20 protein-coding genes are annotated in these 17,156 nt (G+C 66.9%); 6 read left to right on the top strand and 14 right to left on the bottom strand.

Translation table 11 applies throughout. The features are described 5' to 3' along the window. Nucleotides 1-25 precede the first annotated feature (25 nt). Nucleotides 26-1,465 (top strand): oligosaccharide flippase family protein, encoded by a 1,440-nt coding sequence (locus IFT71_RS06815; protein ID WP_192139845.1) that lies wholly within the window; start codon nt 26-28, stop codon nt 1,463-1,465. Nucleotides 1,466-1,483: 18 nt separating this feature from the next. Here IFT71_RS06815 and IFT71_RS06810 read toward each other — a convergent pair whose 3' ends face one another. The 4 genes from IFT71_RS06810 to IFT71_RS06795 are packed head-to-tail and all read right to left on the bottom strand — an operon-like array spanning nt 1,484 to nt 3,753. Next, nucleotides 1,484-1,915 (bottom strand): DUF1178 family protein, encoded by a 432-nt coding sequence (locus tag IFT71_RS06810; RefSeq protein WP_192139844.1) that lies wholly within the window; start codon nt 1,913-1,915, stop codon nt 1,484-1,486. Further along, a complete protein-coding gene (locus tag IFT71_RS06805) occupies nt 1,912-2,739 on the bottom strand; it encodes a carbon-nitrogen hydrolase family protein (protein ID WP_192139842.1) in 828 nt (275 codons plus the stop codon). Before IFT71_RS06805 ends, IFT71_RS06810 begins: the two co-directional genes overlap by 4 nt. Next, nucleotides 2,739-2,993, bottom strand: a complete 255-nt coding sequence (grxC, locus tag IFT71_RS06800; protein ID WP_031396302.1) for a glutaredoxin 3 — start codon at nt 2,991-2,993, stop codon at nt 2,739-2,741. The genes IFT71_RS06805 and grxC overlap by 1 nt, the downstream gene beginning before the upstream one ends. 31 nt (nt 2,994-3,024) lie before the next feature. Continuing rightward, nucleotides 3,025-3,753, bottom strand: a complete 729-nt coding sequence (locus tag IFT71_RS06795) for a ComF family protein (protein WP_244654791.1) — start codon at nt 3,751-3,753, stop codon at nt 3,025-3,027. 41 nt (nt 3,754-3,794) lie between these two features. Here IFT71_RS06795 and IFT71_RS06790 point away from each other — a divergent pair, with 41 nt between their 5' ends. Then, the gene (locus IFT71_RS06790; RefSeq protein WP_192140293.1) at nt 3,795-4,667 is read left to right on the top strand and encodes a methyltransferase domain-containing protein; all 873 of its coding nucleotides are present in this window, start codon (nt 3,795-3,797) and stop codon (nt 4,665-4,667) included. Between the two features lie 2 nt (nt 4,668-4,669). Here the strand turns inward: IFT71_RS06790 and IFT71_RS06785 are convergent, their stop codons facing one another. The 7 genes from IFT71_RS06785 to IFT71_RS06755 all read right to left on the bottom strand — a co-directional run bounded on the left by IFT71_RS06785 (nt 4,670) and on the right by IFT71_RS06755 (nt 11,645). Then, complete coding sequence (locus IFT71_RS06785) at nt 4,670-5,008, bottom strand: hypothetical protein (protein WP_192139840.1); 339 nt, start codon at nt 5,006-5,008, stop codon at nt 4,670-4,672. After that, nucleotides 5,009-5,830: a transporter gene (locus tag IFT71_RS06780; RefSeq protein WP_192139838.1), complete on the bottom strand. Its 822-nt coding sequence runs from the start codon at nt 5,828-5,830 to the stop codon at nt 5,009-5,011. Further along, nucleotides 5,827-6,597 (bottom strand): exodeoxyribonuclease III, encoded by a 771-nt coding sequence (gene xth, locus IFT71_RS06775; protein WP_192139836.1) that lies wholly within the window; start codon nt 6,595-6,597, stop codon nt 5,827-5,829. The genes IFT71_RS06780 and xth overlap by 4 nt, the downstream gene beginning before the upstream one ends. 6 nt (nt 6,598-6,603) lie before the next feature. Further along, nucleotides 6,604-6,942, bottom strand: coding sequence for an iron-sulfur cluster insertion protein ErpA (gene erpA / locus IFT71_RS06770; protein ID WP_031394554.1), 339 nt, complete (start codon nt 6,940-6,942; stop codon nt 6,604-6,606). An 88-nt stretch (nt 6,943-7,030) separates the two neighbouring features. Next, a complete protein-coding gene (locus IFT71_RS06765) occupies nt 7,031-8,254 on the bottom strand; it encodes a M23 family metallopeptidase (protein WP_192069967.1) in 1,224 nt (407 codons plus the stop codon). A 249-nt stretch (nt 8,255-8,503) separates the two neighbouring features. Beyond that, complete coding sequence (locus tag IFT71_RS06760) at nt 8,504-8,968, bottom strand: peroxiredoxin (protein WP_192139834.1); 465 nt, start codon at nt 8,966-8,968, stop codon at nt 8,504-8,506. Beyond that, nucleotides 8,961-11,645 carry a bifunctional [glutamine synthetase] adenylyltransferase/[glutamine synthetase]-adenylyl-L-tyrosine phosphorylase gene (locus IFT71_RS06755; protein WP_192139832.1) on the bottom strand — a complete coding sequence of 895 codons (2,685 nt, stop codon included), beginning with the start codon at nt 11,643-11,645 and terminating at the stop codon, nt 8,961-8,963. Before IFT71_RS06755 ends, IFT71_RS06760 begins: the two co-directional genes overlap by 8 nt. Before the next feature lie 73 nt (nt 11,646-11,718). Here IFT71_RS06755 and IFT71_RS06750 point away from each other — a divergent pair, with 73 nt between their 5' ends. After that, complete coding sequence (locus tag IFT71_RS06750; RefSeq protein ID WP_192139830.1) at nt 11,719-11,901, top strand: hypothetical protein; 183 nt, start codon at nt 11,719-11,721, stop codon at nt 11,899-11,901. A gap of 25 nt (nt 11,902-11,926) precedes the next feature. Here the strand turns inward: IFT71_RS06750 and IFT71_RS06745 are convergent, their stop codons facing one another. Beyond that, nucleotides 11,927-12,580: a sigma-70 family RNA polymerase sigma factor gene (locus tag IFT71_RS06745; RefSeq protein WP_031439350.1), complete on the bottom strand. Its 654-nt coding sequence runs from the start codon at nt 12,578-12,580 to the stop codon at nt 11,927-11,929. A 344-nt stretch (nt 12,581-12,924) separates the two neighbouring features. Then, on the bottom strand, nt 12,925-13,728 hold the full coding sequence (locus IFT71_RS06740) for a response regulator (RefSeq protein WP_031394883.1): 804 nt from the start codon (nt 13,726-13,728) through the stop codon (nt 12,925-12,927). Between the two features lie 268 nt (nt 13,729-13,996). Here IFT71_RS06740 and IFT71_RS21385 point away from each other — a divergent pair, with 268 nt between their 5' ends. From IFT71_RS21385 to IFT71_RS06725, 3 genes are all read left to right on the top strand, one after another. Continuing rightward, nucleotides 13,997-14,182 carry a NepR family anti-sigma factor gene (locus IFT71_RS21385; protein ID WP_146163677.1) on the top strand — a complete coding sequence of 62 codons (186 nt, stop codon included), beginning with the start codon at nt 13,997-13,999 and terminating at the stop codon, nt 14,180-14,182. A gap of 11 nt (nt 14,183-14,193) precedes the next feature. Then, the gene (locus IFT71_RS06730) at nt 14,194-15,864 is read left to right on the top strand and encodes a sensor histidine kinase (protein WP_192139828.1); all 1,671 of its coding nucleotides are present in this window, start codon (nt 14,194-14,196) and stop codon (nt 15,862-15,864) included. 273 nt (nt 15,865-16,137) lie between these two features. Continuing rightward, on the top strand, nt 16,138-16,272 hold the full coding sequence (locus tag IFT71_RS06725) for an entericidin A/B family lipoprotein (RefSeq protein ID WP_031394885.1): 135 nt from the start codon (nt 16,138-16,140) through the stop codon (nt 16,270-16,272). A gap of 77 nt (nt 16,273-16,349) precedes the next feature. On the opposite strand, the gene tatC is transcribed toward IFT71_RS06725, so the two are convergent. After that, entirely contained in the window at nt 16,350-17,141 is a 792-nt protein-coding gene (tatC, locus tag IFT71_RS06720) for a twin-arginine translocase subunit TatC (RefSeq protein ID WP_031394886.1), read from the bottom strand. Nucleotides 17,142-17,156 lie beyond the last annotated feature (15 nt).

Here is a 17,156-nt window from a genome sequence, read left to right as displayed (position 1 = left end):
ATAGAGTGAGCCCGAGACGATGCGTATGCGCAAGTCAATTGGATGGATGGCCGGTTCGCAGGCAATATATTTCATACTCCAGCTGGTCAGCTCGGTCGTATTGGCGCGCATCCTCACCCCGTACGAGGTCGGCATTTTCGCTGTCGCCTTTGCGGCCAGCGGACTGATCTCCATCATTCAGTCGCTCGGATTGAACAATTATCTCATCCGCGAGAAGAATCTCACGGCAGAATTGTCGTCGACCGTCTTCAGCATCAATCTCGGCGTCGCAATCGTCCTGGCCTTCATCATTGCCGGGTTCGGCCTGGTGAGCGGTGCGGTCTTCAACGAGCCTGCGGTCCGGCCCGTGTTGTTCTGTCTGGCGATAATCCCGATCATCACGGCCGCCGGCTTCATGCCCCTGACGTTGCTCGAGCGTGACGGCGATTTCAAAGCCGTGTCGATCATCAAGATGCTGGCGACGGCGTCGGGCACGATCGCCACCGTAGCCTTCGCGGTCGCGGGCCAGAGCTATATGAGCTTTGCCTATGGCCAGATCATCGCCGCCTTGATCAGCACCGCGATGGCGATCGGCCTTGCGCCGCATCATGCCAGGGTCAAGGTCGGGTTCGACAACTGGCGCGACGTGCATCGGTTCAGCATCAACGTGCTCGCCACGCTGGGCATTTCCCGCGTCTTTTCGCGGTTGCAGGATATGGCGCTTGGCCGCTTGCTGGGATTGGCCGCGCTTGGCCTATATTCCAGGTCCGGCAACATTTTCAGCATGCTGTGGGACAGCGTGTTCCTGGTGATCTGCCGCATCATGTTCGTCGATTTTGCCGCGGGGATCCGCGCCGGCTTGCCGATCGGGCCGCGCTATCAGAACGCGCTGGCCCTGTTCACCGCGCTGATGTGGCCGACTTTCCTGGGGCTTGGCGTGCTGTCGGGGCCGTTCGTGCTGCTCATCTATGGCGCGAAATGGGTATCGATCGCGATGTGCCTGTCGATCCTGTGCGTCGTCGGCGTGTTCAATACCGCCATCGCGATGGCGTGGGATCTGTTCATCATCGCCGACGAAACCGGCCGTCAGGCACGCTTCGAGTTCGTGCGCAGCATCGTCGGCTTCGTCGTATTTTCGGCAGCCTGCTTCATCAGCATCGAGGCTGCAGCGCTGGCGAAGGTCATCGATGCGATTTTTGCCTGCGTGCTCTACATGCCGCATATCCGCCGGATCACGGACAGCCAGTACCGGGACATGTTCGCCATCTATCTGCGCAGCGGGATCGCAACCAGCGCCGCGATCGCGCCGGCGATCATCGTCATGGCCTGGCATGGCTGGGCCGCGACGACGCCGCTGATCCCGATCGTCCTGGCCGTCGGCATCGGCATCGCCCTGTGGGGCATCGCGCTGCGGCTGCTGAAGCATCCATTGTTCTTCGAGATCAAGTCCGCGCTGAAACCAGTGCTCGCGCGCGTTACGCGGTAAGGCCGGGCGACCCCATCTTTAGTTGATCGTATCGGGTGGCGTGACCGGGAGGGGCAGCGGCAGCACGGCGACGCCGTCCTCGACCAGCGCCCTGGCCTCGGCGAGGCTCGCCTGGCCGTGGATCGGTTCGGGGGCCTCGTCGCCCAGGTGCATCGCGCGCGCGCGATCCGCGAAGGCGCCGCCGACCCACCGCGATGACGCGAGCAGTTCGGCCTGTTTCGATGCCAGCATCGTCAACATCGCCTTCATCCGCGCAGGCGTCGGCCCCTCGGGCACGCGGTTGCCCTTGCCCGAGACGGCCGGCGCCATCACCGCCTTGCCCACCTCGGCATCGCCGCAGAGCGGGCATTCGACCTGACGGGCTGCGCGCTGCGCCTCATAGGCCGCGCTCGAGCCGAACCACGCCTCGAACACATGCCCGGTGCCGCATTTCAGGTCGAAGACGATCACCGGATCACAGCCACGGAGGGGATCGGCCGCCGATGTTCGAGCGCCGGGATCCTGGCGCGGACGTCCGTCACGCTGTCGGGGCTGATCTCGGCATAGCCGAGCCCTGCCGCCTCACCCATGTCGAGCACGACCGTGCCCCAGGGATCGATGACCAGCGAATGGCCATAGGTCGCGCGACCATCGGCGTGGACGCCGGTCTGCGCCGCGGCGACGACGTAGGAGGCCGATTCGATCGCCCGGGCGCGGAGCAGGACATGCCAATGCGCGGCCCCCGTCGGCCTGGTGAACGCCGCCGGGACCGAAAGGACCGTCGCGCCGGCATCGCTCATTGCGCGGTACAGGTCGGGAAAGCGCAGGTCATAACAGATCGATGCGCCCAGCATGCCGATCGGCGTCTGCGTGACGATCGCCGCGTCCCCCGCGGCATAGGCCGCGGATTCACGCCAGCTTTCTCCCGTCGGCAGATCGACATCGAAGAGGTGGAGCTTGTCGTAGCGCGCGCGGATACTGCCCGCCGGATCGATCACGAACCCGCGATTGGCAAACCGGCCGTCTGCCCGGCGGACGGCGAGCGAGCCAAGATGCACCCAGATCGCCGCCTCGGCCGCAGCGGCGCAGACGCGAGCGAGCACAGGATCGTCGGCCTCGGCCACGATCGACGCGGCGGCCCGCGCGCGATCGCGGTCGATCAGACCCGACATTTCCGGGGTGAACAGCATCACCGCGCCCTGCCCTGCCGCCGACCGGATCGCAGCGATCAGCGTTGCAGCATTGACCGCGGGATCGATCCCGCTGGTCATCTGCAAAAGCGCGATGCGGGGCATCAGGCCAGGAGCGGGTCGAGCCCACCCCGGGCATCGAGTGCGGCAAGATCGTCAGACCCGCCGATATGCTTCCCGTCGATGAACACCTGCGGCATGGTCATGCGACCACCCGAGCGCTCGACCATCTCCTTCTTCTTCGGCCCGCCCATCGTCACGTCGAACGTTTCGGGTTCGACGCCCTTGGCGGCAAGGAGCTTCATCGCCCGCGTGCAATAGGGGCAGAATTGTTTGATGTAGATTTCAACTTTAGCCATTATTTTCAGGTGTGGTCTGACCGCGCGCTTGTCAATAATCGGTGTCGTCCAGAACACGCGCCCAGCACAGGATCGTCACCGATTCCGCCCCCGCCGCGAGCAGCGCGCCCGTGCACGCCGCGCTCGTCGCCCCGCTCGCATAGATGTCGTCGATCAGCACGACCGCCCTGCCGCGCAGCCGGTCGCGCCCGCCCGCCGCGACGGCGAAGGCGCCCGCCACCGCCCTGCCGCGCTGACGCCTGCCGAGCCCGCGCAGCACGGTCGTCTGCCGCGTCCGGACGAGGACATTCAGGTCGGCGGGCACGGTCGACAGGTTCGCGAGCGTCGTCGCGATGAGCGCCGCCTGGTTGAACCCGCGCGACCAGAGCCTCCAGCGGTGCAGCGGCACCGGCACGATCAGCGCTGCCTGCTCGGGCATCAACCGGTGCATGGCGCGCGCCATCGTCGCGGCGAACGCGGTTCGGCCACCATATTTCAGCCGCAGCGCCAGGCCGCGTGCCACCGGTCCATAGGCGACCGCGGCGCGGACGCCCGCGTGACGCGGCGGCTGAGTGAGGCACGCGGCGCACAATGCGCCGTCGCCGCGATCATGCGCAAAGGGCAGGTTGCATGCGGCACACCAGGGCGGACCGAGAAAGTGCAGGCCGTTCCAGCAGCGTGCGCAGAACCGATGGTCCGCCGCCACCGGACTGCCGCAGCCGGGGCAGCGCGGCGGCAGCGCCAGCCGGATCACCGCGCCAATCGGATCGAGCAACCGCATCCGCCCTTGTCGTCAAAGCATGCAGACGGCACAAGCGCGGCGTGCAGATCCCAGACTCCAGCCAAGGCAGCGCCCCGGAAATCTTCGACCGGGTCGCCCGCCGCCAGCGCCGCGACCGCGCGCGCGCTGCCTATGCCGACGCGGATTTCGTGCGCGCGACGATGCTCGACGGGATCGCCGAGCGGCTCGATGCGGTGACGCGGGACTTTGCCGACATTCTTGATCTCGGATGTTTCGACGGCGCGTTCGCCGCGCCCCCGGGCGCGCGGGTCGTACGCTGCGATGCAGGCCATGGCTTTGCCGCGCATGCGGGCGGCGTTCAGGCCGACGAGGACCGGCTGCCCTTTGCCGACGCATCGTTCGACCTCGTCGTCAGCGCGGGCGTGCTCGACCAGGTCAACGACCTGCCCGGCGCGCTGTCGCTGATCCGCCGCGTGCTGCGCCCGGATGGACTGTTCCTCGGCGCGTTCATCGGGGCCGGGAGCCTGCCGGCACTCCGCCAGGCGTTGCGGGTGGCGGAGGCGGAGCGACCCGCCGCACGGCTGCATCCGCAGATCGACGTGCGCTCGGCGGGCGATCTGCTGATGCGCGCGGGCTTCGCGCTGCCGGTGGCGGACATCGAGACGCTGAACGTCGGCTACCGCGATGTAGGGCGCCTGCTCGGCGATCTTCGCGGGATGGCGGCGACGAACGTGCTCGCGGGGCGCAGCGCGCTCGGCCGGCAGGCGCTGGCGGGTCTCGCACAGGCCTTTGCCGAGCTCGCCGACGCGGACGGACGGACCGCCGAACGATTCGAGATCATCTTCCTCACCGGCTGGTCCCCCGCCCCGTCACAGCCCAAGCCGGCGCGACGCGGCAGCGGTACCGCCTCGCTCAGCGATGCGCTGCGGACCCGGCCCCGCGACCCGGCCTGAGCCTAACGGGCGGGGTCGGCCGCTCGGCGACCCGGACCGAACGGGATGCGCAGCGTGACCACCGCCCCGGATCCGGTCGCCCCCGGCAGCGTGCTCTGGACCGCGTGGACATTGCCCGTCCCGCCGCCCGGCAGTCGGAACGTCATCGGCGCGTCGGGTGCGTTGACCGGCGGCGTGGGGAGCCGTGCAAGACGCTGGTCGCTCGGCCGGCCACAGACGACGATCTCGCCACCGGGCGGCGTCACGGGACAGGGGGTCGCCGCCCGGGCGACCGGGGGGCGAAGTTCGCGCGGCAGCGGAGGGCCAGCGACGGCCTGCAGTCCGATCAGCACCGCGATCATCTAGAACCTCCGTGCCACCCCCGCATAAAGCCGCGCATCGGGGGTATCATGGGTCAAGCCTGCCGCCCCAAAAATGTCAAACTGAAGATCGTCACGGACCATCCAGGCGAGCGACAGCGCAGCCAGTGCCTGGGTGCTGCGACCGGTCGGGTCATCGTCACGCAGCGCCTGCAGCTCGGCGTTCAGCGTCACCGCCTTGTCAAGCGTGAAGGCGAGGCCGACCGCGCTGCTATAGGCCAGGTGCCGGCCATGCCCGTCATCGTCGACCGCGGCATCGACTTCGGGTGTCAGGTCGAGCGACACCGTATCGGACATTTCGAATGTCACCGGCAGCAGCAACCCGCTGCCCCAGTCGCCATCACCGACCGGCGACCGGCCGACGGGCAGCGTCACGAACGGCAGGACGGCAATCGACAGGCCCTTGCCGTCGGGATGGCTCAGGCTGGCCTTCATGCTCAGTGACAGGTCGCCGATGCGGTCCGCGACGTCGACCCCCGTTTCGTCCCGCGTCCGGTCATGGCCGAACGGCGTCCATCCCACCCGCGCCTCGACCGTATCGCTGACCCCGACCCGCACGAGCGTATCGGCGATCAGGACGCTGTCCTCGCGCGAGCCCGCCCCGTCGTCGCGCGTCCAGTCGGCGAGCGCGGTCTCGACCGAGACACGGCCTTTTTCCATGGTGCAGGCGGGCGTATCGATCCCCGGGCGTTCGGGGCAATAGTCCCGCTCCTGCGCGCGAACCTGGGTCGAACAGGCCAGCAGCAGCGACGCCAGCACACCCGCGGCAAGCCGTGTCGCAGGCCGCCCCGCCGATGCGTTCATCGCAGGCGGACCCAGGTCGGGGCATGATCGCTCGCCTTCTCGCGCCCGCGATAGGCCTTGTCGACACCGGCATCGATCATCCGGTCGGCGGCCTGCGGGCTGAGCAGCAGATGATCGATGCGGAAGCCCGCGTCGCGCTGCCACGCGCCCGCCTGATAATCCCAGAAGGTCCACACGCCTCCCTTGGGAAACTGCGTTCGAAGGGCATCGGTCCAGCCCTGCCCGAGCAGCGCGCGATAGGCGCTTCGGCTCTCGGGCTGCATCAGCGCGTCGTCCTGCATCCGCGACACCGAAAACGTATCGTCGTCATTCGCGATCACGTTGTAATCGCCCGCGAGGATGGCGGGTACCTCCTCGGCCAGCAGCACACGCGCGCGCGCCGCGAGCCGCGTCATCCAGCGCAGCTTATAGTCGAACTTCGGGCCGGGCTGCGGATTGCCATTGGGCAAATACAGTGCGGCGATCGTCAGCCCTTCGACCTCGGCCTCGATATAGCGGCTGTGCTCGTCCTCGGGCTCGCCTTCGAGGCCGCGTTGCCGGACCCTGGGGGTCTGGCCCTTGGCGAGGATCGCCACGCCGTTCCAGGCCTTTTGCCCATGCCAGACAACGCCGTAACCCGCCGCCTCGATCTCCGCAGCCGGAAAGGTTTCGTCGCTGGTCTTGAGTTCCTGCAGACAGACGATTTCGGGCTGCTCTTCGGCAAGATACTCAAGCAGCCGCGGGAGACGGGCCTTGATCCCGTTGATGTTGTACGTGACGATCTTCACCGGGCGTCAGACCGAAAAGCTCGAGCCGCAACCGCAGCCCGAGGCTGCATTGGGGTTTTCCACGCGGAACGCCGCGCCGGCGAGCGACTCGACATAGTCGACCGCGCAACCGCGAACGAGATCGATGCTGACGCTGTCGACGACCAGCCGGACGCCGTCGCGTTCGGCGACCACGTCATCCGCCTCGGCCGCATCGGCGAAACCGAACTTGTACTGGAAACCCGAACAGCCGCCGCCATCGACCGAAAGGCGCAGGATCGCCGGCTTGCCCTGTCGGGCAGCAATAGCGGCGACGCGCGCCGCGGCGGAGGGGGTCAGGATGATGTCGGGAGCCAGGGTTGCCATGGTCCCGAGATAGGCGGTCCCGCTATCCGCGGCAACCTCGCCCTGCCGCGGAGGACCGCGAACAGGGCTTGATAGAAAACCGTGCGGCTCAGTCCTGCGCCGCCGGACCGTCCGTTGACACCGGGATCGCACCAACCGAGCGATCCTGCGCGGCGAGAAGGTAGTCGGCGGTCGTGAGGAACGGGATCGGGTTCACGGCATGACCGTCGATCCGGACCTCATAATGAAGATGCGGGCCAGTCGAGCGACCGGTCGAGCCCATCAGCGCGATCAGCTGGCCGCGCGTCACGCGAGCATTGTCGCCGACGAGGATCTTCGAGAGATGGCCGTACCGGGTCGCGATGCCCTTGCCATGATTGAGCTCGACGAGATTGCCATAGCCACCCTGACGACCGGCATGCGAGACGATACCGTCAGCCGTGGCGTAGATCGGCGTACCGACCGGACCCGGAATGTCGACGCCGGCATGCATCGCCGCGGTTCCGCGGAACGGATCCGAGCGGATGCCGAAATTGCTGGTGAAGGACAGCAGATGAACCGGCTGGACCGAAGGGATCGCGATCACCCCCTGCTGCAGCGTGTCGAGCTTCTTCCAGGTCTGGAACAGCGTGCGGAACTGGGCGTCGGCGCGGACATCGGCCAGCGCCTCGGGGCTGTCGGCGGCGACCAGCGGTCCGCCCATGGCGGCCTGCTTACTCGCCTGAGTGCGCTTGGCGGCAGCAGCGACGCGTTCGGGACGCAGGCCGAGCTTGCGCACGGTGTCCGTGGTGTCGGCATAGCGCTGGTCGAGAACCGTCTGCGCCGCGTCGGCGAGAACGCGCTGGCGGCCTTCGACCTTGACCAGCGGCTTGACGACATCGGCGGCCAGCGCGTCGGGCGCGGGGTCGATCGCCAGCGTCGCCAGCGCCATCGCCTTGGTGTCGCCCTTACCGGTCAGGGCGGCGGTGATCAGCTGCTGGCGCTGTTCGACGCGCGCGGCATGCGCTGCGGCGGTCTGGCGAATGGTCGCGACGCGCGCCTGCATCTGACCGATGCGGCGCTCCATCTGCGCGACCTGGAGTTCGGAATCGGGTGCGGCAACGACGCCGGTCGCGGCTGCGGCGCCATAGGCTGCCTGCGCGGCGCCATAGCCGGAAAAGCCGAGCGTCACGGCGCTGAGTGCCGCCATCGCCGCCTGCTTGCGGCTGCCCAGGCGAACCCGGCGGACCGAGTGGCCGTCGTGAACCGTCAGGTCCCGCGCGGCGAAAAGCGTCTTGATACGAAAGGCTGCGCGGTTGGCTAAGGCTGCAGCGGAAACGGTGATATCGACCATTGGTCCCCGACAAAAAACAGGAGCCGGATCGCAAACGGGCCCGGCGCCAAGACTCTGTCCTGAACCGCAGCCCCTCCGCGTCCCAGACAAGTCAGGATGTGTGCCGATTTGACCCACTTCGGCAAGAGCCGCGCCGCTAACTTGGGGTGGACCGGGACGCGCGTGCGTTGAGCCGTTGAAACCAAATGGTACCGGTAAAAAGGAATCACCCCGCCAGGGGACGCCGCGCCCTGCCCCGTGGAACGGTCTTTATTGCGGGGTCAGCGCCTTGGCGGCAGCAAGAACGGCTTCGGCATGGCCGGGGACCCGGACCTTGCGCCACGATGTCGCCAGTCGGCCGTCCGCGTCGAACAGGAAGGTCGCGCGCTCGATCCCCATATAATTGCGGCCGTACATCGCCTTCTCGACCCAAACCCCGAAGCCCTCGCAGACCGTGCCATCGACGTCGGTCGCCAGCGAGACGGTCAATCCGTGCTTGGTGCTGAACTTGGCATGTGCGGCGGGCGTGTCCTTGGACACGCCGAGCACGCCGACCCCGATCTCTGCGAAGGCCGACTCGAGCGCGGAAAAGTCCTGCGCCTCGCGCGTGCAGCCGGCGGTATCATCCTTGGGATAGAAATAGACGACCAGCGGCCGCGCCAGCGTCGTGAGCGCAACGGCCGTGCCATCGGGCATCGTCACCGCGACGTCCGGGATCATCGCACCGTCATCCATCCTGCTCTCCTGTCAGTTCGTGCCAGAACGCGGTCACCTGTTGCCGGACCTCGGCGAGGCCCGCAAGAACCGCTGGCCAGTCGCTCAGCCCGAGCGAGCGCGCGATCAACGCCTGGGTCGGCGGGCCGGGCGGCGCCGCGTCGGGCGCGACGAGCCGCAGCGTCACGAGCAGCCGCGTCAGGATATCATGCGCGACGAGCATCGTCGCGGGCATCCGCCCTTCGGCGACGAGCTGCGCGATCGCACGCCCCAGATTGGCATCGAAGCCGCTGCGCTCGACGAGCTGGACGACATGCGTCGCGAATTCCAGATCGACCAGACCACCCGGCAGAAGCTTCGCGTCGAGCGGCCCCTTGGCGGGCTTGTGCGCGGCCATGTCGGCGCGCATCCGCGTCGCATCGCCGACCACGTCGCGCTCGGTCCGCGCACCGGTCAGGACATCGGCGATCACCGCGGACAGCGCCGCTCTGGCGGGTTCCGATCCGAAGACCGGCCGCGCCCTGGTCAGCGCCATATGCTCCCACGTCCAGGCCTCCTCATGCTGATAGCGTGCGAAGCTGTCGAGCGTCACGACCAGCGGCCCCTGCGCCCCCGATGGCCGCAGCCGCGTATCGATCTGATAGAGCGGCCCGGCCGCGGTCGCGACCGACAAGGCCGCGGTGACGCGCTGCGCAAGCCGGTTGTAGTAGAGCGTCGCGCCAAGCGGCTTGGCGCCATCCGACTCGGCGGTGAAGTCGCCGGTGAAAAGGTAGACGAGGTCGAGATCGGACGCATGCGTCAGCATCGCGCCGCCCATCCGGCCGAGCGCGAGGATCACGAGTTCGCTGCCCGGCACCTGGCCATGGACCTCGGCAAAGCCGCGAATCGTCGCCTCGGCCAGCACCGCGATCGCCGCCTCCGCCACGCGCGCATAGCCCGCCGCGACATCGAGCGGATCCGACGTCCCGGCGACGATCTGCGCGCCGAGGGCAAAGCGCAGTTCGCCGACCACGCGCCGGACGTGATCGAGCAGCCCCTGATAATCGAGCCCCGCCTCGCCCGCGCGCATCCGGTCGATCAGCGCGTCGAGCGCCGCGACCGGGGCGAGCGCGGTCGCATCGATCAGCCCGTCGAGAAGCGCGGGGCGCCGCGCCAGATCCTCCGCCAGCGTCGGCGCGTGGCTCAGGATCGCCGCGAGCAGCGTGGCGAGTGCCGGCCGCGCTTCGAGCAGTCGGAATACGTTGATCGCGCTCGGCAGGCGCTCGAGCATCGAATCGAGTCTCAGCATCGCGGCCTGCGGCTCGGGCGCGGCGGCGAGCGCCGGGACGAGCGTCGGCAGGACCGCCTCGAGCGCCGCCTGCGCGGCACTGCTGCGCAGCGCGGGATAGGCCCCTGCCCGCCACGCGGCGATCCGCTGGCGCGCGGGTTCGGGTTCGGCAAACCCCGCCTCTGCCAGCTCGGCGTCGAGCCGCGTCGGATCATGCGAAAGCCCGGACGGCGCGCCATCGTCGAGCGCGTCGTAGATCCGCCCGGTCGCCGCCACATGCGGGGCGAGCAGCGCCAGCAACGCCGCGCTGCCGTCTAGCCCGTGTAGCCACGCCACCCGCTCGAGCGCATCGCCGGTCGGCAAGGCATGCGTCTGCCGGTCGTCGATCATCTGCACCCGGTGCTCGATCGTCCGCAGCAGCGTATAGCTGTCGATCAGCGCGCGCGCCTGGTCCGCGTCGATCCACCCCGCCTCCGCCAGCCGCGCAAGCGCGACGCGGGTGGCCGGCGCGCGGAGCGCGGGATCGCGACCGCCATGGATCAACTGATGGATCTGCGCGAAGAATTCGGCTTCGCGGATCCCGCCGCGGCCGCGCTTCAGATCATAGCCCGGCCCGAAGGCCTGACCTTGCGCATGATGATCGCGGATCCGTCGCGAGATGCCGCGAATCTCGCCGATCGCACCGAAATCGAGCGCGCGCCGCCAGACGAACGGGCGGACCGTGTCGAGGAACTGCCTGCCGAGCGCGATGTCGCCTGCCGCGGCGCGCGCCCTGATAAATGCGGCGCGCTCCCAGGGGAGCGCTTGCGCCTCGTAATAGCTGATCGCCGCATCGATCGGCAGCGCGATCGGCGTGATCTCGGGAGACGGCCGCAGGCGGAGGTCGACGCGCAGGACATAGCCGTCGCCGTGGCGTGCCTGAAGCAGTTCGACGACGCGCTTGCCGATCCGCACGGCGGCGGCTTCGGGTTCCTCGCGCGGGCGCAACGGCAGCGTTGCCGGATCGTAGATCAGGATCGGATCGATATCCGACGAGTAATTGAGTTCGCCGCTCCCCTGCTTACCGAGCGCGATCGCGGCGAACCCACACGCTTCGGCGCCGGGCGTGCGTTCTTCGATCGCGGTGCGGATCGCCGTGTCGAGCGCGTGGTCGGCAAACCGGGTGAGCTGCTGCGTCACGGCGCTGAGATCGAACACCCCCGCGAGGTCACCTATCGCGACCCTCAGCGCGAGCGCACGCCGTTCGAGGCGGAGGCGTCGTGCGACCGGCATGTCGAGATCGAGCGAAGCCGGGTCCGGATCCAGTCGCCCCTCCGCCAGCGCAGCGGCAAGGACAGGCTCGCGGTCGAGGAGCATGGCGAGGAAGGGGGACCAGCGTCGCGCGCGCTGCGTTGCGGCGATGATGTCCGACGCCCGATGCGCGTTATCCATGCCCCACCCCACAATTCTTTTATAAAGTCAAGCCAGGGTAGCAACAAAAGCTCTTGAGGCTCGTTGACCCTGCATGACCCATCTGCACCCGACTATTCGCCGTGACCAGACCGATCATCTGGTCGTTCGCGCGCCTCGCAAGACGGATGCGATCGGACGGTCGCTGCGCGGTGCGTTCGATCGTGATTCCGGAATGCCTGACGAGTTCATGTCGCTGCTGCGAGAACTCGACACCCTGTCGCCGCGACCGCACTGATCAAAACGCCAGCCGCGGCGTGATTTCAACGCCCGCGGCTCAGCTCCTCGACATCGCCCATGATCGAGTCGAGTGCAGTCTTCGTCGTATCGGTCTCATGATCGCGGCGCGACGGCAGCGACCCATCCGTGAGAATGGTTTCAAGCGCGACACGGCCACGCGCAACCCGGCTCTTGATCGTGCCGACCGCCACGTTGCAGATTTCCGCCGCCTCTTCATACGCAAACCCGCCCGCGCCGACCAGGATCAACGCCTCGCGCTGCGGCTGCGGCAGGTGCATCAATGCGCGCTGCATATCGCCCAGCTCGACATGCCGGTCCTGGCTCGCAGGCGCCGCAAGGATGCGATCCGCCACCAGATCGTCCCACTCGCCCTTGAAGCGGGCGCGACGCATCTGTGACAGATAGAGGTTGCGCAGGATGATGAACGTCCAGGCGCGCATGTTCGTACCGGCCTGAAAGCGCAGCCGTGCGGCCCACGCCTTCAGCAGCGTTTCCTGCACCAGGTCATCCGCAAGGTCGCGGCTGCCCGACAGCGAACGCCCGAACGCACGGAGATGCGGAATCACCTGGGCAAGCTGGACCTTGAACTCGGCATCGGAAAGCGAGACGTGCTCAACGGGCGCGACCTGAGGCTCGGCGCCGTCGACTTCGTCGTCACGCTGGGCGGGCTGTACCATGAAATTCCGATCGTTCCCGAATGACGATTGCCGCCCAGAGGACGGCGATCTTGAGCATACGGATCGGCATCGACCGGTCCGCTACGCCACGCATATGCTATCGAATGACGAGAAATGCAAAAATGGCGATAACCAGGACCAGTGATATCACAAGGATATAGCGGGTCATATGCGGTGTTGCGCCGGCGCGGGCGTCTTCGCCGGCGACGTGGATCTGCTCTTTTGGATCAACCATGAGACTGAAACCCCCGAACGCCGTTTTGGGTCCGTAACTATCAAAAACTTGATGCCGGCGTTGCTGACGATATCGTCGACGGCAACCCCGGCCCAAGTCTAGCGGCGCATCAGGCGCCCGGAACGGTCGTCTGATCGAAGAACAGTGCCTGGCTGATTGCCGCCTTCACTGTCGAGCGCTGGAACGGCTTGGTGATCAGGAAGGTCGGCTCGGGACGTTCACCGGTCAGGAGTCGTTCGGGGAACGCGGTGATGAAGATCACGGGAACCTCGAATTCGGCAAGGATGTCCTTGACCGCGTCGATACCCGAACTGTCGTCAGCCAGCTGAATATCAGCGAGCACGAGACCCGGACGCTCTTCCATCGCAAGGGCCACGGCCTCGTCGCGAGTCACTGCGACACCGGTCACGTCGTGACCCAGGTCGCGCACGATCGTCTCGATATCCATCGCGATGATCGGCTCGTCCTCGATAATCAGGACGCGCGCGCGGGTCTGACCTTCGATTTCCGCCAGTGCTGCGGCGACGAGCTCTTCGACCTCGTTCGCATCGACGTCGATCAGATAGGCCGCGTCCTCGGGCGTGAAACCCTCCATCGCGGTCAGCAGCAGCGCCTGACGCGACAGCGGAGTCATCCGCGACATACGTGCGCGGGCAACTGCGGCGTGGCCGTCGGTATCGCCGACACCCTCGTCGCCCATCTCGTCATAATTCGCCGACGACCAGATCGCCTGGAACATCCGATAAAGACCGAGACGCGGATCGACGTCCTTCGGGAATTCATCCGGCGCCGCGACGATCGCCTCGAGCGTCGCGCGAACATATTTGTCGCCATGACTCTGGCTGCCGGTCAGGGCCCGGCCGTAGCGCCGCAGAAAGGGAAGATGCGGTGCGAGTTGCTGTCCAAGCGACATGGGTATTGGTAACTCCCTGATCGTTACGCCGGCCCGGTGAGGACGACGATACTAGAATATGACGCGACCGACCGATTGCCAGACCCTCGGAACCTTTTGGCCCGACGCCCACGACAATATCGATTTTTCGCTCGAACAGGGAACTAACGAGAGGCTATTTGGTTTCACGGACAATCACCGCGAGTGTATGACGCAGGTCTAGCTGTGTCATGTGCCGCCCGCGGCCTATGGTAAACATCATCTTACGTGCGTCGTGCAGGGGGAAATTTTGAGTTTGGGCCACGACACGCAGAACGAAACTCCCGCCGGCACTCCCGCTGGCAAGGGCACCGGCAAGCCGCGCGACACGGCCCGCGATCGGCAGATGGGAACGGCATTGCGGTCGGTCTATCAGCAGACCGTCGAGGAAGCCGTTCCCGACGAGTTTCTGGCGCTGCTCGGCAAGCTGGACTGAGGGCGGGCCGCATGGCCTCGCCAACCGGCTTCGTGAACACGCCTCCCACCCCGTCACCTGCTACCCAGGGCTCTTCAGAGACCCCTACCGACATCACTCCTGATGCCGCTGGTGACACGGCGGTCCGTCCGGCGTCGGCGATTGCCACCGCGATCGGGCGGCTGCCCACCGGTGCCAAGCTCTTCCTGATCCTAAGCGCAGCGCTTCTGCCGCTTGCGCTGATTGCGATCTTCGCCACGTTGCAGACGACGCGTGTCGCCGATGCGGAAGCCCGTGCACGGTTGCGGGTCGCTGCGGCAGAAAGCGCGCGATCGATCGCCATCGAACTGATCGGCGACATGACCGCGTTGCGCGTCGCGGTGAACGCGCTGGGCTTCGACCCCGCCGACGCGCCGAGCTGCGCTCGCGCGCAGGGTGTGTTCGCGCAGCAGGCCTCCTCGGGTACGCGCTTCGTCATCACCGACCGCGCCGGCCGCGTGCTGTGCGGGCGCGCGCTGCCCGAAGCCGTCGCGCTCGATTCGACAAGCAATCCCGTTGCCGCCGCGATCGTCCCGAACCGCGGCCTGGTCCTCGCGATCACCGGCCCCGGCGGCGAGACATCGGCACGCGCCTATTTCCCGCAGCCCTTTCTCGAACGGATCGGCCGGCCTTCCAACCAGACGCTGGAGTTCAACAGCGCGCTGATGCTCGGACAGGACGCGCTGCTCCTCGAATCGATCGACGACGAAGCACCGCTTGACCGGCTGGAGACGATGCGCACCGATCTCGGCGTCGCGGGCCTTGCGCTGCGCACGAGCATCCGCAGCGCACCGATCACCTCGTCGCTGATCATCGCGCTGTTGCTGCCGCTGCTCATGTGGGCGGCCGCGGCGGGGATCGGCTGGTTCGTCGTGGATCGCCTGCTGATCCGTCCCTTGCGGCAATTGCGCGCCGCGGTCGCCGCGTTCACGCCGGGTGAGGTCATTGATACGGGCACCGTCCGCACCATGCCCGCACAGGAGATCCGCGAGCTCGGCGACACGTTCCAGGTCATCAGCCGGACCGTGGCGGCGCACGAAGCGGGCCTGGCGGCCGGGCTCGTGCGACAGACCAAGCTGACGCGCGAAGTGCATCACCGGGTGAAGAACAACCTCCAGGTGATCTCCAGCCTAATCAACTTCCACGCCCGCAGTGCACGCAGCGCCGACGCGACCGAGGCCTATTCGTCGATCCAGCGCCGGGTCGATGCGCTGGCGGTCGTGCACCGCAATCACTTTGCCGAGCTCGAGGAAAATCGCGGGCTCAACATGCGCACGATGCTCGGCGAGCTGTCCGCCAACATCCGCGCCACCGCCCCCGATCGCTCGCATGGCCTTGGCATCACGCTCGACGTCGCCCCGTTCCTCGTCAATCAGGACGTCGCCGTGGCGGTCGCGTTCCTTGCGACCGAAACGATCGAGCTGGCGATGACCTGCGATCCTTCGGCACAGATCCGCGTGTCGATCCAGCCCGGCGCCACGCCCGACCGCGCAGTGCTCCGCGTCGTCTCGCGGGCGCTGATCGAGAGCGACGCGCTCCGCGAGGCAGCAACACGCTATGGCCGTGTAATGGAAGGCCTTTCACGCCAGTTGCGCTCGGCGCTCCATCACGACCCGCTGGTCGGCGCGTATGAGATCGCCTTTGCCGTCATCGGTCGCGATTAGGCACGACGAAACACCTCGTCGAAAAAAACTTGAAAACGGCAGGAACCACCGTTCCCGAGCGCCGTTCTATAGTTCGGATAGCGACTTTATGCCCCCCCGCTCTCGCTATCCAAGTGACAGGCCCGGAAGCATCACCCTCCCCCCCCCCCGGTGACGCTTCCGGGCCTTTATCATTCCAAATCAGATGCGTGCCTGGTTGCACCAACGGAACGAAACCCGCGCCCGTACATTTCTCCCCTCGGTGGCATTCAAGCCCTTCTAGGAGGAAGTATTATGCGTAAGTTGGTTGGATTGGCCGTTGTGGCCAGCGCGCTCATCGTGTCGGCATGCAACACCGTCGAAGGCGCCGGCAAGGACGTGAGCTCGGCCGGCCGCACCGTGGCGAAGACCGCGAGCGACGCCAAGTAAGCCTTTGCGCTTGAGATACGAAAACGGGGCCCGGTACAGCTGCACCGGGCCCCGTTTTTACGTCTGGCGCCGTTCGCTCAGTGCGTTTCGGCGATATCGGTGGAGTCCGACGTCTCATCCTGCGCCTTGGCCTTCGCCCGGCTGCGCTCGGTAAACCAGATGCCGATCAGCGCAAATTCATAGAGGATGGTCAGCGGGATCGCGAGCAGCAGCTGCGACCCGATATCCGGGGGCGTCAGCACCGCGGCGATCGCGAACGCGGCGACGATGGCGTAGCGCCTCGCGCCGACCAGTTGCTTGCGCGTGACGATCCCGGCGCGCTCGAGCAGCATCAGCAGCACGGGCAGCAGGAAGGCGATCCCGAAGCCGAACAGGAACTGCATCGTGAACGACAGGTAATTGCCGATCGCCGGCAGCGCCTCGCGCTTCACGCCGCCGACCACGCCGTCGAACCCCAGCAGGAAGTGGAGCGCCATCGGGATCGCGACATAATAGGCCATGGCCGCGCCTGTGAGGAACAGGACGGGGGTCGCGAGAATGAACGGCAGGAGCGCGTTCTTCTCCTTCTTGTACAGACCGGGGGCAACGAACTGCCAGAGCTGGTTCGCTATGACCGGGAAGGACAGCATCATCGCCGCGAAGAACGCAACCTTCACCTGGACAAAGAACGCCTCGAACACTTCGGTGTAGATCACCGTGTCCTGCCCCGCCGCGAGCAGCGGGTGGACGAGGAAGCCGAAGATATCCTCGGCAAAATACATCGCCACGGCGAACGTCACGACCAGCGCGGCGATGCAATAGAGCAGCCGCCGCCGCAACTCGATCAGATGGTCGAGCAAGGGGGCCCGGCTCTCGTCGATCTCACTCATGACGCTATGCTCTCG

Origin of the sequence: Sphingomonas sp. CFBP 13733, from assembly GCF_014841795.1 — a bacterium.
Lineage (GTDB): Bacteria > Pseudomonadota > Alphaproteobacteria > Sphingomonadales > Sphingomonadaceae > Sphingomonas > Sphingomonas aerolata.
This window is presented reverse-complemented; position numbering and strand designations above follow the sequence as displayed.